Origin of the sequence: Pseudomonas sp. R11-23-07 (assembly GCF_003852295.1) — a bacterium.
Taxonomy (GTDB): Bacteria; Pseudomonadota; Gammaproteobacteria; order Pseudomonadales; family Pseudomonadaceae; genus Aquipseudomonas.
On record NZ_CP027761.1, the window covers coordinates 2,031,967 to 2,049,217 of the forward strand.

A 17,251-nucleotide genomic window follows, 5' to 3' on the forward strand; every position below is an offset into this window, starting at 1 on the left:
ACAATGACTACGCAGCCTTTGACCCATGGAACGGTTCCCCAGCGCCTGGCGCAAACCCGTGAGCTGATGAGCCGAGAGGGGATTCATGCCCTGCTGGTACCGTCTGCGGACCCGCATTTGTCCGAGTACCTGCCCGGATACTGGCAGGGCCGTCAATGGTTGTCCGGGTTCCATGGTTCGGTGGGGACGCTGATCGTCACTGCGGAGTTTGCCGGGGTATGGGCCGACAGCCGCTACTGGGAACAGGCGACCAAGGAGCTCAAGGGCAGCGGCATCGAACTGGTGAAACTGCAACCGGGCCAGCCCGGACCGCTGGAATGGCTGGCTGAACAAACCCCGGAAGGCGGCGTTGTGGCGGTGGATGGCGCGGTAATGGCCGTGGCCTCGGCGCGCACCCTGGGTGACAAGCTGGCGCAGCGTGGCGCGCGCTTGCGTACGGACATCGATCTGCTCAATGCCGTCTGGCACGACCGCCCGGCGCTGCCGAACCAGCCGATCTATCAGCACCTGCCGCCGCAGGCTACCCTCAGCCGCAGCGAAAAACTCGCGGCCCTGCGCGTCAGCCTGAAAGAAAAAGGCGCTGACTGGCATTTCATCGCGACCCTGGATGACATCGCCTGGTTGTTCAACCTGCGCGGTGGCGATGTATCGTTCAACCCAGTGTTCGTATCCTTTGCCCTGATCAACCAACAGCAGGCCACCTTGTTCGTGGCGCTGAGCAAGGTCGATGCCGAGTTGCGCGCTGCGCTCGAGCGCGATGGCGTGAGCGTGCGCGACTACAGTGATGTGGCTGATGCGCTGCGAGCCGTACCGTCCGGAGCAAGCCTGCAGATTGATCCGGCCCGCGTGACGGCCGGTTTACTGGAGCACCTCGACGCCGGCGTGAAACGGGTGGAAGGCTTGAACCCCACCACGCTGGCCAAGTCGCGCAAAAGCTTGGCCGATGCCGAACATATTCGTCAGGCCATGGAACAGGATGGCGCCGCCTTGTGCGAATTTTTCGCCTGGCTGGAATCGGCCCTGGGACGTGAACGCATCACTGAACTGACTATCGATGAGCATCTGACGGCAGCGCGTGCCCGCCGTCCGGGATATGTGTCGCTGAGTTTCAACACCATTGCTGCCTTCAATGCCAATGGCGCGATGCCGCATTACCACGCCACGCCAGAAGAGCATGCCGTGATCGAAGGCGATGGCTTATTGCTGATCGACTCCGGCGGCCAGTACCTGGGCGGTACTACAGATATCACGCGGATGGTGCCCATCGGTACGCCGAGCGCAGAGCAGAAACGTGATTGCACGCGGGTGCTCAAGGGCGTGATTGCCTTGTCCCGCGCTCAATTCCCCAAAGGCATCCTGTCGCCGTTGCTGGACGCCATCGCGCGTGCGCCGATCTGGGCCGAGGGCGTGGATTACGGCCACGGTACGGGTCACGGTGTAGGGTATTTCCTCAACGTGCACGAAGGCCCGCAGGTGATCGCCTACCAGGCTGCAGTTGCACCGCAAACGGCGATGCAGCCGGGCATGATCACGTCGATTGAGCCGGGCACCTACCGCCCTGGACGTTGGGGCGTGCGCATCGAAAACCTGGTGTTGAACCGTGAAGCGGGGACCACCGAATTTGGTGAGTTCCTCAGATTCGAAACCCTGACCTTGTGCCCGATCGACGCCCGTTGCCTGGAGCCTTCCTTGCTCACGGCGGATGAGCGCGAGTGGTTCAACGCTTATCACGCCCAGGTGCGTGAACGCCTGAGCCCGTTACTCAGTGGCGAGGCGCTCACGTGGTTACAGGTGCGCACAGCGGCGATTTGATCGCGGGCTGACTGACGGCTTCGTGCTGGGCTGTTTTGATCGCGAGCGATCAAGACAGCGCTCAGGCGTCTACTTGCAAATGACGATCATGCTGCGACTGGTGTAGCCGGCAGGGTTGAGGCCGAAGGGGTAATCGCCGGGTTCTTCGGCGTTATCGCCGGATTTGGCGATAACCCGATAGCCCTTGGTGCCGCAGGCATCGGCCGCACTGGTGTAGCACTTATCCCAGGAGGAGGACAGGCCCGAGCAGTTGATATGCAGTCCTTTCTTGCCTCGCTTCACTTCTGTTTTCGTGGTCGCGGCACAGCCGGCAACGCCTACGACCAGCAACAGTATCAAAATTCGTTTCATTCCCATCCTTAAATAGCCGCTTCGCAAAAGAAACGAAGCCGGCCTTTACTCGCTCTCGAGCGTAGCGTTCATGCTGTCCGTGTCGAATTTCTCCATGAAAGACCTTCGTTTACGGCCTAAACATGGCCTAAATGAGCGGTAAATACCAGAGCTGCCTTTTAAAGAGGTCAGTCGGCGGGCATCAGCGGTTTGGATTCGTTGCGCATTGTCAGTGTGGCGCCGACGGAGGCCAGAATGATGCAGGTGATCGCCAGCCATTGCGCGAGCGTCAGATGTTCATGCAGGAAGAACAGCCCGGAGAGGGCGCCGAACGCCGGCTCGACACTCATCAGGGTGCCGAAAGTACGTGCGGGCAGGCGAGTGAGCGCGACCATTTCCAGTGTGTAAGGCAGCGCTGTCGATAAAATGGCGACACCGATGGCGATGGGGATCAAGGCGGGAGTCAGCAGCGCGGTACCCGCGTGCACGATGCCGATTGGCGCGACGAACAAAGCGGCAATCATGACGCCGAGCGCGGCGGTCTGCACACCGTTATCGTTACCTGCCTTTTGGCCGAACAGAATATAAAGCGCCCAGCAGACACCAGCGCCGAGAGCATATGCGGCACCGATCGCGTCGATGCCACTGCTGGTTTCGCCCGACGGTATCAGCAGGAGTAAACCGACGACTGCGAGCGCGATCCACAAGAAGTCCACTGCCCGGCGCGATGCATACAGGGCGACGGCGAGCGGTCCGGTGAATTCCAGCGCTACCGCAATACCCAGGGGCACGGTGCGCAACGACATATAGAAGAGAAAATTCATGCCGCCCAGCGCCATGCCGTAGACAACTACAGTGCGCAAGGACTTGGCCGTCAGCTTGGCGCGCCATGGGCGTAATAGAAGCAACATGATCACGCTGGCGAAAATCAAGCGCAGGGTGGTGGTACCTTGCGCGCCGATGACAGGGAACATGCTTTTCGCCAGCGAGGCGCCGGACTGGATGGATGCCATTGCTATTAACAGCAGGCCAACAGGGAACAGTATGGAGGCCAGGCTGCGGGGTGGGGTGGTCATTGAAGGTTTTCGTCCGAAGTCTTTCATATAAAGGGCAGAGCGCTGATGCGCTTAACGGGCACGCAATGCGCAATATACTGCTCAAGTGCAGAGGATTTAAAGAGTTTCGGGCTGTTTGATAGGAAATTCAAATTAAACGTTGACGGCAGATTCTGTGCGCCTATAATTCGCCCCACTTCCGGCGCAGTCGAAACGGAAAACTCCTTGGTAAACAATGAGTTAAGTAGTTTTCGGCAGCAGGTTGCTTCAGTCCATCGAAGCCAAAAGGAAGTTGAAAAAGAGGTGTTGACAGCAGCGTGTAACGCTGTAGAATTCGCCTCCCGCTTACGAGAGATCGCAAGCGCAAGTGGTTGAAGTTGTTGAAAAATTCTTCGAAAACTTCTGAAAATAACCGCTTGACAGCAAATGAGGCTGCTGTAGAATGCGCGCCTCGGTTGAGACGAATAGCTCTTAACCAACCGCTCTTTAACAACTGAATCAAGCAATTCGTGTGGGTGCTTGTGGAGTCAGACTGATAGTCAACAAGATTATCAGCATCACAAGTTACTCCGCGAGAAATCAAAGATGTAACCAATGATTGCTGAGCCAAGTTTAGGGTTTCTTAAAAACCCAAAGATGTTTGAACTGAAGAGTTTGATCATGGCTCAGATTGAACGCTGGCGGCAGGCCTAACACATGCAAGTCGAGCGGTAGAGAGAAGCTTGCTTCTCTTGAGAGCGGCGGACGGGTGAGTAATGCCTAGGAATCTGCCTGGTAGTGGGGGATAACGTTCGGAAACGGACGCTAATACCGCATACGTCCTACGGGAGAAAGCAGGGGACCTTCGGGCCTTGCGCTATCAGATGAGCCTAGGTCGGATTAGCTAGTTGGTGAGGTAATGGCTCACCAAGGCGACGATCCGTAACTGGTCTGAGAGGATGATCAGTCACACTGGAACTGAGACACGGTCCAGACTCCTACGGGAGGCAGCAGTGGGGAATATTGGACAATGGGCGAAAGCCTGATCCAGCCATGCCGCGTGTGTGAAGAAGGTCTTCGGATTGTAAAGCACTTTAAGTTGGGAGGAAGGGCAGTTACCTAATACGTGATTGTTTTGACGTTACCGACAGAATAAGCACCGGCTAACTCTGTGCCAGCAGCCGCGGTAATACAGAGGGTGCAAGCGTTAATCGGAATTACTGGGCGTAAAGCGCGCGTAGGTGGTTTGTTAAGTTGGATGTGAAATCCCCGGGCTCAACCTGGGAACTGCATTCAAAACTGACTGACTAGAGTGTGGTAGAGGGTGGTGGAATTTCCTGTGTAGCGGTGAAATGCGTAGATATAGGAAGGAACACCAGTGGCGAAGGCGACCACCTGGACCAACACTGACACTGAGGTGCGAAAGCGTGGGGAGCAAACAGGATTAGATACCCTGGTAGTCCACGCCGTAAACGATGTCAACTAGCCGTTGGGAGCCTTGAGCTCTTAGTGGCGCAGCTAACGCATTAAGTTGACCGCCTGGGGAGTACGGCCGCAAGGTTAAAACTCAAATGAATTGACGGGGGCCCGCACAAGCGGTGGAGCATGTGGTTTAATTCGAAGCAACGCGAAGAACCTTACCAGGCCTTGACATCCAATGAACTTTCCAGAGATGGATTGGTGCCTTCGGGAACATTGAGACAGGTGCTGCATGGCTGTCGTCAGCTCGTGTCGTGAGATGTTGGGTTAAGTCCCGTAACGAGCGCAACCCTTGTCCTTAGTTACCAGCACGTTATGGTGGGCACTCTAAGGAGACTGCCGGTGACAAACCGGAGGAAGGTGGGGATGACGTCAAGTCATCATGGCCCTTACGGCCTGGGCTACACACGTGCTACAATGGTCGGTACAGAGGGTTGCCAAGCCGCGAGGTGGAGCTAATCCCAGAAAACCGATCGTAGTCCGGATCGCAGTCTGCAACTCGACTGCGTGAAGTCGGAATCGCTAGTAATCGCGAATCAGAATGTCGCGGTGAATACGTTCCCGGGCCTTGTACACACCGCCCGTCACACCATGGGAGTGGGTTGCACCAGAAGTAGCTAGTCTAACCTTCGGGAGGACGGTTACCACGGTGTGATTCATGACTGGGGTGAAGTCGTAACAAGGTAGCCGTAGGGGAACCTGCGGCTGGATCACCTCCTTAATCGACGACATCAGCTGCTCCATAAGTTCCCACACGAATTGCTTGATTCATTGAAGAAGACGAAAAGAAGCAGCCCGAAATTGGGTCTGTAGCTCAGTTGGTTAGAGCGCACCCCTGATAAGGGTGAGGTCGGCAGTTCGAATCTGCCCAGACCCACCAATTTTGTGTGGGAAACGCCTGTAGAAATACGGGGCCATAGCTCAGCTGGGAGAGCGCCTGCCTTGCACGCAGGAGGTCAACGGTTCGATCCCGTTTGGCTCCACCACTACTGCTTCTGTTTGTAGAAAGCTTAGAAATGAGCATTCCATCGTTGTGATGGTGAATGTTGATTTCTAGTCTTTGACTAGTTCGTTCTTTAAAAATTTGGGTATGTGATAGAAAGATAGACTGGACGTTACTTTCACTGGTAACGGCTCAGGCTAAGGTAAAATTTGTGAGTCGCTCTTAATTGAGTATGATCGAATTTTCGGCGAATGTTGTCTTCACAGTATAACCAGATTGCTTGGGGTTATATGGTCAAGTGAAGAAGCGCATACGGTGGATGCCTTGGCAGTCAGAGGCGATGAAAGACGTGGTAGCCTGCGAAAAGCTTCGGGGAGTCGGCAAACAGACTTTGATCCGGAGATGTCTGAATGGGGGAACCCAGCCATCATAAGATGGTTACCTTACACTGAATACATAGGTGTATGGAGCGAACCAGGGGAACTGAAACATCTAAGTACCCTGAGGAAAAGAAATCAACCGAGATTCCCTTAGTAGTGGCGAGCGAACGGGGACTAGCCCTTAAGTGGCTTTGAGATTAGCGGAACGCTCTGGAAAGTGCGGCCATAGTGGGTGATAGCCCTGTACGCGAAAATCTCTTAGTCATGAAATCGAGTAGGACGGAGCACGAGAAACTTTGTCTGAATATGGGGGGACCATCCTCCAAGGCTAAATACTACTGACTGACCGATAGTGAACTAGTACCGTGAGGGAAAGGCGAAAAGAACCCCGGAGAGGGGAGTGAAATAGATCCTGAAACCGTATGCGTACAAGCAGTGGGAGCCTACTTTGTTAGGTGACTGCGTACCTTTTGTATAATGGGTCAGCGACTTATTTTCAGTGGCGAGCTTAACCGAATAGGGGAGGCGTAGCGAAAGCGAGTCTTAATAGGGCGTCTAGTCGCTGGGAATAGACCCGAAACCGGGCGATCTATCCATGGGCAGGTTGAAGGTTGGGTAACACTAACTGGAGGACCGAACCGACTACCGTTGAAAAGTTAGCGGATGACCTGTGGATCGGAGTGAAAGGCTAATCAAGCTCGGAGATAGCTGGTTCTCCTCGAAAGCTATTTAGGTAGCGCCTCATGTATCACTGTAGGGGGTAGAGCACTGTTTCGGCTAGGGGGTCATCCCGACTTACCAAACCGATGCAAACTCCGAATACCTACAAGTGCCGAGCATGGGAGACACACGGCGGGTGCTAACGTCCGTCGTGAAAAGGGAAACAACCCAGACCGTCAGCTAAGGTCCCAAAGTTATGGTTAAGTGGGAAACGATGTGGGAAGGCTTAGACAGCTAGGAGGTTGGCTTAGAAGCAGCCACCCTTTAAAGAAAGCGTAATAGCTCACTAGTCGAGTCGGCCTGCGCGGAAGATGTAACGGGGCTCAAACCATACACCGAAGCTACGGGTATCACGTAAGTGATGCGGTAGAGGAGCGTTCTGTAAGCCTGTGAAGGTGAGTTGAGAAGCTTGCTGGAGGTATCAGAAGTGCGAATGCTGACATGAGTAACGACAATGGGTGTGAAAAACACCCACGCCGAAAGACCAAGGTTTCCTGCGCAACGTTAATCGACGCAGGGTTAGTCGGTCCCTAAGGCGAGGCTGAAAAGCGTAGTCGATGGAAAACAGGTTAATATTCCTGTACTTCTGGTTATTGCGATGGAGGGACGGAGAAGGCTAGGCCAGCTTGGCGTTGGTTGTCCAAGTTTAAGGTGGTAGGCTGGAATCTTAGGTAAATCCGGGATTCTAAGGCCGAGAGCTGATGACGAGTTGTCTTTTAGACGACGAAGTGGTTGATGCCATGCTTCCAAGAAAAGCTTCTAAGCTTCAGGTAACCAGGAACCGTACCCCAAACCGACACAGGTGGTTGGGTAGAGAATACCAAGGCGCTTGAGAGAACTCGGGTGAAGGAACTAGGCAAAATGGCACCGTAACTTCGGGAGAAGGTGCGCCGGTGAGGGTGAAGGACTTGCTCCGTAAGCTCATGCCGGTCGAAGATACCAGGCCGCTGCGACTGTTTATTAAAAACACAGCACTCTGCAAACACGAAAGTGGACGTATAGGGTGTGACGCCTGCCCGGTGCCGGAAGGTTAATTGATGGGGTTAGCTAACGCGAAGCTCTTGATCGAAGCCCCGGTAAACGGCGGCCGTAACTATAACGGTCCTAAGGTAGCGAAATTCCTTGTCGGGTAAGTTCCGACCTGCACGAATGGCGTAACGATGGCGGCGCTGTCTCCACCCGAGACTCAGTGAAATTGAAATCGCTGTGAAGATGCAGTGTATCCGCGGCTAGACGGAAAGACCCCGTGAACCTTTACTATAGCTTTGCACTGGACTTTGAATTTGCTTGTGTAGGATAGGTGGGAGGCTTTGAAGCGTGGACGCCAGTTCGCGTGGAGCCAACCTTGAAATACCACCCTGGCAACTTTGAGGTTCTAACTCAGGTCCGTTATCCGGATCGAGGACAGTGTATGGTGGGTAGTTTGACTGGGGCGGTCTCCTCCTAAAGAGTAACGGAGGAGTACGAAGGTGCGCTCAGACCGGTCGGAAATCGGTCGTAGAGTATAAAGGCAAAAGCGCGCTTGACTGCGAGACAGACACGTCGAGCAGGTACGAAAGTAGGTCTTAGTGATCCGGTGGTTCTGTATGGAAGGGCCATCGCTCAACGGATAAAAGGTACTCCGGGGATAACAGGCTGATACCGCCCAAGAGTTCATATCGACGGCGGTGTTTGGCACCTCGATGTCGGCTCATCACATCCTGGGGCTGAAGCCGGTCCCAAGGGTATGGCTGTTCGCCATTTAAAGTGGTACGCGAGCTGGGTTTAGAACGTCGTGAGACAGTTCGGTCCCTATCTGCCGTGGACGTTTGAGATTTGAGAGGGGCTGCTCCTAGTACGAGAGGACCGGAGTGGACGAACCTCTGGTGTTCCGGTTGTCACGCCAGTGGCATTGCCGGGTAGCTATGTTCGGAATAGATAACCGCTGAAAGCATCTAAGCGGGAAACTAGCCTCAAGATGAGATCTCACTGGGACCTTGAGTCCCCTGAAGGGCCGTCGAAGACTACGACGTTGATAGGTTGGGTGTGTAAGCGCTGTGAGGCGTTGAGCTAACCAATACTAATTGCCCGTGAGGCTTGACCATATAACACCCAAGCAATTTGCGTCGGCTCTTTAATCCAGAGCAACCAGATTGCGGTGTGTGAAGACGCAATGAACCGAAAGTTCGATACTCACAAAACACCGACTTCTATCCCATACCCAATTTGCTGAAGCGAGGCCATCTGGTCACGACTCAGTACCCGAATTTCTTGACGACCATAGAGCATTGGAACCACCTGATCCCATCCCGAACTCAGTAGTGAAACGATGCATCGCCGATGGTAGTGTGGGGTTTCCCCATGTGAGAGTAGGTCATCGTCAAGATTAAATTCCGAAACCCCATTTGCGAAAGCAGGTGGGGTTTTGTTTTGGGCGGTCGAAAAGTGCCAAGACGCTCATTGCAGTGGCCTTCAGTGCTAAAGTCCACGCCTCGATTCTTGCTTTCTCAATGATGAAATAACCCGCCGTTAAGGGAAATCGATGCAAAGTGTTTCTGCATTTTTGGTATGGTGCAGCACATTTTCACAAGGATTGACCCTTATCCGCAGGACGCGGCGTCGACCTTTTTCAACGAGATGCTGTAGCAATGCCTGAACCGATACCCATCAAGGACCACGAAAAAGAACACCGTCTGGTGAACAAACGTTTGCTCGCCTGTGCACTCCTGGTGATTGGCATCACCTGCGCCCTGGTGGGGCGCATGTACTTCCTGCAGGTCGTGCAATACGACTATCACGCCACCATTTCTGAAAACAATCGCGTTCACGTGCTGCCCATCACCCCTACGCGCGGCTTGATCTATGACCGCAACGGTGTAGTCCTGGCTGACAACCGACCCAGCTACAACCTGACCATAACCCGCGAACGCACCACCGACCTTAAGGGAGAGTTGGACGCGATCGTCAGTCTGTTGCACCTGCCCGCCGAAGACCGTGCCGTGTTCGACAAAGCGCTCAAGCAGGCTCGCCATCCGTTCGTCCCTGTCACGCTGTTCTACGAGCTGACAGAAGAACAAATTGCCGTTCTGGCCGTCAACGAGTTCCGTCTACCGGGTGTAGACGTTGAGCCTCAGTTCGTCCGCCACTACCCGCTGGGTGCGCACTTCGCTCACTCCATCGGCTATGTCGGACGAATCAACGAGAAAGAATCCAAGGCCCTCGATTCGGTGGAATACCGCGGCACCCAGTCTATTGGCAAAACCGGTATCGAACGCTTCTACGAGTCTGAACTGCATGGTCACGTGGGTTATGAAGAAGTCGAAACCAACGCCCAAGGACGGGTATTGCGCGTGCTCAAGCACACTGACCCTATCCCCGGCAAAAACATTGTCCTGAGCCTCGACGTCAAGCTCCAGGAAGCCGCCGAAGAAGCCCTGGGTGACCGCCGTGGCTCGGTGGTGGCCCTGGACCCGCAAACCGGTGAAGTGCTGGCCATGGTCAGCAAGCCGAGTTTCGACCCGAACCTGTTCGTCACCGGTATCAGCTTCAAGGAATATGCCGCGCTGCATGATTCCATCGATCGCCCGCTGTTCAACCGCGTGCTGCGCGGGCTGTATGCGCCCGGCTCAACCATCAAGCCTGAAGTGGCCATCGCAGGGCTCGACAGCGGCGTTGTCACCCCGCAAACCCGCGTGTTTGATCCCGGTTACTACCAGTTGCCGGACTTCGATCACAAATACCGCAACTGGAACCACAGTGGCGACGGCTGGGTAGACATGGACGCCGCCATCATGCGCTCCAATGACACCTACTTCTATGATCTGGCCCACAAGCTCGGCATTGATCGACTGCATGATTACCTGGCCGAATTCGGCCTGGGCCAGAAGGTGTCCCTGGACATGTTCGAAGAATCCGCAGGCCTGATGCCGTCCCAGGCCTGGAAGCGCGCGACACGTCGCCAGCCCTGGTTCCCGGGCGAAACCGTGATCCTGGGTATCGGCCAGGGTTATATGCAAGTCACGCCGCTGCAACTGGCCCAAGCCACTGCGCTGATCGCCAATAAGGGTGTATGGAACCGCCCGCACCTGGCCAAGACCATCAACGGCGTGCCTCCGGTGGATGAGAATCCGATGCCCAACGTAGTGCTCAAGGACCCGCGTGATTGGGAACAGGTCAACCACGGCATGCAATTGGTAATGCACGACCCGCGCGGTATCGCTCGGGCCGCCGCGCAGGGCGCCCAATATCGCATCGCCGGCAAGAGCGGTACCGCGCAGGTGGTGGCGATCAAGCAGGGGGAGCGCTACAACCGCAATAAGACCCTGGAGCGTCACCGCGACAACGCCTTGTTTGTTGGCTTTGCGCCAGCCGAACACCCCAAGATCGTGATTTCAGTGATGATTGAAAACGGTGAGGCCGGTGGCCGTGTAGCCGGCCCGGTGGTGCGACAGATCATGGACGCCTGGCTGCTCGACGAGGAGGGTCACCTGAAGCCCCAATATGCGACGCCGGCCAAAGCGCCCGGCGATCCGCACGTTTAAGTCACACTTCCCATTCGCCCCAGCGCTTTATGTCGTCATAAACGAGCCAGGGCACATCATGGGTTGTCCAGATATGCGCGGTGGGCCTGGCGCCCGGATCATCGTCCAGCGTCGCCACCCGCACGATGACGTGGGGCTGGTGCGCGCGCTCGGCGATCAAATGCGAGCCACAGCGCGAACAGAAATGGCGCCGTTTGCCTGGCGATGACTCAAACGACGACAGCAATTCTTCACCGTGCGTCCAGCGAAAGTGCTCGCGCATCACCCCGGCCGTGGCGACAAAGGCTGCCGCATGCGCCTTGCGACAGCTGCCGCAATGGCAGTGACTGATGGGCATGTCCAGACGCTCCACCCGATAGCACACACCTTTACACAAGCAACTTCCATTCAACGGTTCAGTCATAACTTATGGCCAGGTCAAGGATGGGGGTCATCATCATTGCGCATAACCAAAGGTTGCGCATTGGTCGATGTCGCCTAGTGTTCAATGGAGGAGGTGACTTATGCACGTATTAGATCGCATCGAACGGAAAGTCCTGCTCAACGCATCGCGTAAACACGTCTGGGAAGCGCTCACGAATGCCGAACAATTTGGCGAGTGGTTCGGTATCGCCCTCAAGGGAAAAACCTTTGTTGCCGGAGAACCCATCGAAGCGCCGATCACCTACCCAGGCTACGAACATGTCGTGTGGAAGGCCAGGATCGAACGTATTCTGCCGCAAACCCTGTTTTCCTTCTGGTGGCATCCCTTTGCGGTGGAGGAAGACGTCGACTATGACCAGGAAACCCCGACGCTGGTGGAGTTCACCATCGAGGATCGCGCGCCGGGCATTTTGTTGCGGGTGGTCGAGTCCGGTTTCGACAAGGTGCCACAGGCCAGGCGCCTGAAAGCGTTCAAGATGAACTCCCGTGGCTGGGACGAGCAAATGGGCAATATCGAAAACTATCTGGACAAGGCCCGGCGAGCCTGACGCGAACGGGCATCCACGTTTGTGAGATCGCAGTTAACCTGCCGCGTTTGCCCGGATGCCGAGTAGAATCACGCCCTGAAAGCGATTCCTGAGGTGCGGTACGGTGGATTTACAGCAGGGGTTTGTCCTGACCCGGCATTGGCGCGACACCCCGGCGGGTACGGAGGTCAGCTTCTGGTTGGCCACCGACCAAGGGCCACGGTGTATTCGCCTACCCGTGCAAACCTCGGTGGTGTTCATTCCCGAGGCCCATCGCAAGCCGCTGGACTGGCTGCTTAAGGGCGAGCGCGATATCGAATTGCGTGGGTTGCAGTTGTGCGACTTCCATCATCGACCGGTCCTGGGTCTCTACGCCCGGCAGCACCGCCAGATAATGGATATCGAAAAGCGCTTGCGCGCTGCCGGGGTGGATGTCTACGAAGGTGATGTACGCCCGCCCGAGCGCTATATGATGGAACGGTTCATCACTGCGCCGGTGTGGTTCGGCGGCACGCCGGATGCCAGCGGTACGCTGCTCGATGCGCAGATGAAGCCCGCTGCCGATTACCGACCGACCCTGAAACTGGTGTCCCTGGATATTGAAACCACCGCCCAGGGCGATCTTTATTCCATCGCGCTTGAAGGGTGTGGCGAGCGCCAGGTGTACATGCTCGGTCCGCCCAACAACGCCTGCGCGGTGGATTTCAAGCTCGACTATTGCGACACCCGCGCCCAACTGCTCGAACGCCTCAACCAATGGCTGGCCACCCACGATCCGGATGCGATCATCGGCTGGAATGTGGTGCAGTTCGACCTGCGCGTACTCCACGAACATGCCCAACGCCTGAACGTGCCGCTGCTGCTGGGGCGGGGCGGTGAAGCCATGGCCTGGCGCGAACATGGCAGCCGCAATCATTACTTCGCTGCGGCAGCCGGCCGGTTGATCATCGACGGCATCGAAGCCCTGCGCTCAGCCACGTGGAGTTTCGAGTCGTTCAGCCTGGAGAATGTCGCGCAAACCCTGCTGGGTGAAGGCAAGGACATCTCCACGCCGTACCAGCGCATGGACGAGATCAACCGCATGTTCGCCGAGGACAAGCCCGCCCTGGCGCGCTACAACCTCAAGGACTGCGAGTTGGTCACGCGGATTTTCGAGAAGACCGAGCTGCTCAAGTTCCTGCTCGAGCGCGCCAGCGTCACCGGTCTGCCTGCCGACCGCAATGGCGGCTCCGTCGCGGCGTTCACCCACCTCTACATGCCGTTGATGCACCGCCAGGGCTTTGTCGCGCCGAACCTCGGCGACAAGCCGCCCCAGGCCAGCCCCGGCGGGTTTGTCATGGACTCGCGCCCAGGCCTGTACGAGTCGGTGCTGGTGCTGGACTACAAGAGCCTGTACCCGTCGATCATCCGCAGTTTTCTGATCGACCCGGTGGGCTTGATCGAAGGCCTCAAGCATCCCGACGACAGCGACTCGGTGGAAGGCTTTCGCGGTGCGCGTTTCTCCCGCACCCGGCATTGCCTGCCGTCTATCGTCACGCGGGTGTCCGAAGGCCGCGAAGTGGCCAAGCGCGAACACAATGCACCGCTGTCCCAAGCCCTGAAGATCATCATGAACGCCTTCTACGGCGTGCTCGGTTCCAGCGGTTGCCGGTTCTTCGATACCCGGCTGGCGTCCTCGATCACAATGCGCGGGCACCAGATCATGCGCCAGACCCGCGAGCTGGTGGAGGCCCAGGGTTATGAAGTGATCTACGGCGACACCGACTCCACTTTCGTCTGGCTCGGCGGCGCCCACTCTCTTGAGGACGCCAGCCGCATCGGCCAGGCGCTGGTGCAGCACGTCAACGACTGGTGGCGCAGCCATCTGCACACGGAATACGGCTTGCAAAGCGCCCTGGAGCTGCAATACGAAACCCATTTCAGCCGCTTCCTGATGCCGACCATTCGCGGCGCGGAAGAGGGCAGCAAGAAGCGCTACGCCGGCCTGGTGGTGCGCGCCGATGGCAGCGAAGAGATGGTCTACAAGGGCTTGGAAACCGTGCGCAGTGACTGGTCGCCCCTGGCCAGGCAATTCCAGCAGGAGCTCTACCGGCGCATCTTCCATCGCCAGCCCCATCAGGATTATGTACGCGACTATGTGCGCCGTACCTTGAGCGGCGAACTCGACGAGCTGTTGATCTACCGCAAGCGCCTGCGCCGACCCTTGCATGACTACGAACGCAACGTCCCGCCCCATGTGCGCGCCGCACGCCTGGCCGACGAATACAACGACCGCCTCGGGCGCCCGCGCCAGTACCAGCGCGGCGGCTGGATCCGCTATGTGATCAGCGTCAATGGCCCGCAGCCGCTGGAAGTGCAGCAAGCGCCTATCGACTACGATCATTATGTGACGCGCCAATTGCAGCCCGTGGCTGACGCCATCCTGCCGTTCGTGAACGATGATTTCGCCACCCTGGTGGGCGGGCAGATGGGCCTGTTCTAGGCAATCGGCCACTATCCCCGTTGCACCTGAAGCTTAGGAGGAACGCCCATGTACACACTCTATGGTACCGACGAATCCGGCTCCTGCATGATCGAGATTGCGCTGCAGCGCTGTGGCGTGCCGTGGCATCGCGTGGATGCCAGCTCCTGGCATGAAGGCGAGGGCAGCGAAGCCCTCGCGCGCATCAACCCGCTCAAACAGATCCCCACTCTGGTCACCCCCGATGGCCAGGTGCTGACCGAAAGCGCCGCCATCCTGATCCACCTGGGCTTGGAGTTTCCCGACGCGAACCTGCTGGCCGGCAACCGCGCGCAGATCCTGCGCGGTCTGTTGTACATCGCGGCCAATTGCTATTCGGCCATCGGCATCATCGACTATCCGCAACGCTGGCTGGGCGACGCCGGTGAAAGCCTGCAAACGCAACTGACCACCGGCACGCGGCGTTATCTGCATCAGGCCTGGGTGGTGTTCGCCGATCAGTTTGCCGACCAGTTGTTTACGCCCGACAACGTACCCAATGCACTGGGCATCATGGCGGCGGCGGTGTCGCGCTGGGACGAGGGGCGCGAGGTGCTCCGCAGCCTGGCACCGGGCTTTGCCCACGCCCTGGAGCGCGTGGATGCCGACCCGGTCGTGGCGCCCGTGTTCGCCCGGCATTGGCCGCAGTGGCAGGTCTCGTAATCAGAAGAAACAATGCCCCGCCGCCCGCCAATCCCTTGCGGCGCGGGCATCCTGACCTACGCTTCTCAATGTAGCGTAGGAATCATCCTTGAATTTGACTGTCGCAGACATGAAACTCAAGAACCCTGCATGGAATTCAAAGGAGGTGCGCATGCTCATCCGGTCGCTGACCCTGGCTACCTTGATGGCTTTTACGGGGCCGTTGTTGGCTGCTGATGATAATCCGCTCAAGCTGGAGATGGGCAAAACCCGCCCTCTGGTGGTGGTGGAACTCGATGCGGGTAACCCGACGTTGGCCACGCTCAGGAAACAACTGGAAGAGCCTGCCACCAAGCAGTCCTTCGAAGAGCGCAGCATGGTGTTCTACACCGTGAAGTTCGGCAGCATCGGCGCCGAGGGCGAGAAGTTCGCCAAGGATCCCAAGGACAGTAAAAAGCTCACCCCGCCTGAAACCAATGCACTGATCCGCGCCCTCAAGCTCGGTGTCGGCAGCGGCACCAAGGTGATCCTGATCGGCAAGGATGGCGAGAAGAAACTCGAGAAGACCGTGCCGCCCGATAGCCTTGATCTCAAAGAGTTCTTCAGTGCCATCGACCAGATGCCGATGGCCGAGAAAGAAGCGGCTGCCGCGCCGGAACCAGCGCCCGTTGCACCTGCACCGGCCAAGGGCGCCAAACCGGTCAAACCCGGCAGCAAGCCGGCGCCGCAACCCCTCGACGATTGAATACATAACCCTGTAGGAGCGAGCTTGCTCGCGAAGAACTCAGGGCCACCACGTTTATCCAGAATGAGCGCGGTGCCTGGGGGTTTTTCGCGAGCAAGCTCGCTCCTACATCAGGGCAAGCCGCTGCACCTCAGCTAGGCGCGCAATCAAGGCTTTGGCGCTTTACGCAGCGGAAACGGAAAGTAGAAAAACCGCAGGAATGCCACCCGCTTGATCACTTCCCCGATCAGCAACGGCACCACCACCGCCACCACGAAACCCACGCACGCGGCCATGAACGGATGCAAACCCAAGCGCTCCATCAGGTCGAAGGTCTTGTGCTGGATCTCGCCGTGGAAGATCAACAGGATCAAGGTGGATTGGCCGATGTAGGTCATCGCCCGCGTCAGCAGGGGCGACACCATCAACACCCGCGCCAGCGCCCAGCACAGGTACACACCGATCACCGCCAGCAGGCTGGTCCACAACCAGTGGTCGTAGCGACGTTGCGCCAGGTCCATGGTGTCGTGGCTGTAGAGGAACACGGCGGCGAACAGCACCAGCGAAATCAGCAGGGTCAGCAGCGAGCCTTCATGCCGGCGCAGCCAATCACGCAGCAGGTAGCCGTAGATGAAGTAGGTGCTGCTGATCAGGGTCACATCGAGGCTGAAGGGCAGGCCGGGCAACGTCCATGTTTGTTCGCCGAGGGTGACCGGCACTTGCCAGAACCACTTCAACATCCAGATGCCGAGCAACAGTTGCGCGCCGATCAGCAGGCAAGCGGCCAGCAATGGCAGCTTCAGGCGCTGAATCAGCCGCAGCATCAACCAACTGAACAGGATCGCCACCCAGAAGTGCGGCAAGAACCACAACGCCTGCCACGGGATGGTGTCCACGGAGGCATACAGCACGCCGCCGATATCCCCCAGCAACGGTTGCCCGCGCAGCACATCGCGCACGATCACATACACCAGCATGGTGAAGAAGAACGGCTTGAGCAGGCCGTCGGCCTTGCGCACCGCCATCTCCACGAAGGGCTGCTCGGGCTTGAAGAACACCCCGGACAAAAAGAAGAACAACGGCAGCACGAACGACGCCAGGATCGGGTACAGCAAATCCAGCGAGTTGGCGACAAACCAACTGTGGCCGTACACGATAATCAGAATACCGACGCCTTTGGCGATATCCATTTGAATCCAACGATGCTTCATGTGAGT

General features: G+C 57.3%; 10 protein-coding genes, 2 tRNA genes and 3 rRNA genes. 11 read left to right on the plus strand and 4 right to left on the minus strand.

Translation table 11 applies throughout. From position 1 onward, the window contains the following. Window positions 1–3: 3 nt before the first annotated feature. Entirely contained in the window at window positions 4–1,812 is a 1,809-nt protein-coding gene (locus C4J84_RS09400; RefSeq protein WP_124435215.1) for an aminopeptidase P family protein, read from the plus strand. A 69-nt stretch (window positions 1,813–1,881) separates the two neighbouring features. Here the strand turns inward: C4J84_RS09400 and C4J84_RS09405 are convergent, their stop codons facing one another. Further along, the gene (locus C4J84_RS09405) at window positions 1,882–2,163 is read right to left on the minus strand and encodes a hypothetical protein (RefSeq protein WP_124435216.1); all 282 of its coding nucleotides are present in this window, start codon (window positions 2,161–2,163) and stop codon (window positions 1,882–1,884) included. 167 nt (window positions 2,164–2,330) lie between these two features. Next, complete coding sequence (rhtA, locus tag C4J84_RS09410) at window positions 2,331–3,218, minus strand: threonine/homoserine exporter RhtA (RefSeq protein WP_124435217.1); 888 nt, start codon at window positions 3,216–3,218, stop codon at window positions 2,331–2,333. A 621-nt stretch (window positions 3,219–3,839) separates the two neighbouring features. On the opposite strand from rhtA, the gene C4J84_RS09420 reads away from it, so the two are divergent. The 6 genes from C4J84_RS09420 (at window position 3,840) to mrdA (ending at window position 11,218) form a co-directional block, all read left to right on the plus strand. After that, window positions 3,840–5,376: ribosomal RNA gene (locus C4J84_RS09420) — 16S ribosomal RNA — on the plus strand. Window positions 5,377–5,458: 82 nt separating this feature from the next. After that, window positions 5,459–5,535 (plus strand) — tRNA-Ile (locus C4J84_RS09425). A gap of 30 nt (window positions 5,536–5,565) precedes the next feature. Then, window positions 5,566–5,641 (plus strand) — tRNA-Ala (locus C4J84_RS09430). 249 nt (window positions 5,642–5,890) lie between these two features. After that, window positions 5,891–8,782, plus strand: a 23S ribosomal RNA gene (locus C4J84_RS09435). Between the two features lie 165 nt (window positions 8,783–8,947). Continuing rightward, a 5S ribosomal RNA gene (rrf, locus tag C4J84_RS09440) occupies window positions 8,948–9,063 on the plus strand. Together the 16S, 23S and 5S rRNA genes with 2 tRNA genes alongside form the textbook arrangement of a ribosomal RNA operon. A 262-nt stretch (window positions 9,064–9,325) precedes the next feature. Continuing rightward, window positions 9,326–11,218: a penicillin-binding protein 2 gene (gene mrdA / locus C4J84_RS09445; RefSeq protein WP_124370238.1), complete on the plus strand. Its 1,893-nt coding sequence runs from the start codon at window positions 9,326–9,328 to the stop codon at window positions 11,216–11,218. Between the two features lies 1 nt (window position 11,219). On the opposite strand, the gene C4J84_RS09450 is transcribed toward mrdA, so the two are convergent. Next, window positions 11,220–11,621 carry a GFA family protein gene (locus C4J84_RS09450; protein WP_124370239.1) on the minus strand — a complete coding sequence of 134 codons (402 nt, stop codon included), beginning with the start codon at window positions 11,619–11,621 and terminating at the stop codon, window positions 11,220–11,222. A gap of 100 nt (window positions 11,622–11,721) precedes the next feature. On the opposite strand from C4J84_RS09450, the gene C4J84_RS09455 reads away from it, so the two are divergent. From C4J84_RS09455 to C4J84_RS09470, 4 genes are all read left to right on the plus strand, one after another. Beyond that, entirely contained in the window at window positions 11,722–12,189 is a 468-nt protein-coding gene (locus C4J84_RS09455) for an SRPBCC family protein (RefSeq protein ID WP_124370240.1), read from the plus strand. Window positions 12,190–12,292: 103 nt separating this feature from the next. Then, window positions 12,293–14,650 carry a DNA polymerase II gene (locus tag C4J84_RS09460; RefSeq protein ID WP_124370241.1) on the plus strand — a complete coding sequence of 786 codons (2,358 nt, stop codon included), beginning with the start codon at window positions 12,293–12,295 and terminating at the stop codon, window positions 14,648–14,650. A gap of 48 nt (window positions 14,651–14,698) precedes the next feature. Beyond that, entirely contained in the window at window positions 14,699–15,331 is a 633-nt protein-coding gene (locus C4J84_RS09465; RefSeq protein WP_124362074.1) for a glutathione S-transferase N-terminal domain-containing protein, read from the plus strand. A gap of 151 nt (window positions 15,332–15,482) precedes the next feature. Next, window positions 15,483–16,055: a DUF4174 domain-containing protein gene (locus C4J84_RS09470; RefSeq protein ID WP_124366507.1), complete on the plus strand. Its 573-nt coding sequence runs from the start codon at window positions 15,483–15,485 to the stop codon at window positions 16,053–16,055. A gap of 146 nt (window positions 16,056–16,201) precedes the next feature. Here the strand turns inward: C4J84_RS09470 and C4J84_RS09475 are convergent, their stop codons facing one another. Continuing rightward, window positions 16,202–17,245, minus strand: coding sequence for an acyltransferase family protein (locus tag C4J84_RS09475; RefSeq protein WP_124370242.1), 1,044 nt, complete (start codon window positions 17,243–17,245; stop codon window positions 16,202–16,204). Between the last annotated feature and the right edge of the window lie 6 nt (window positions 17,246–17,251).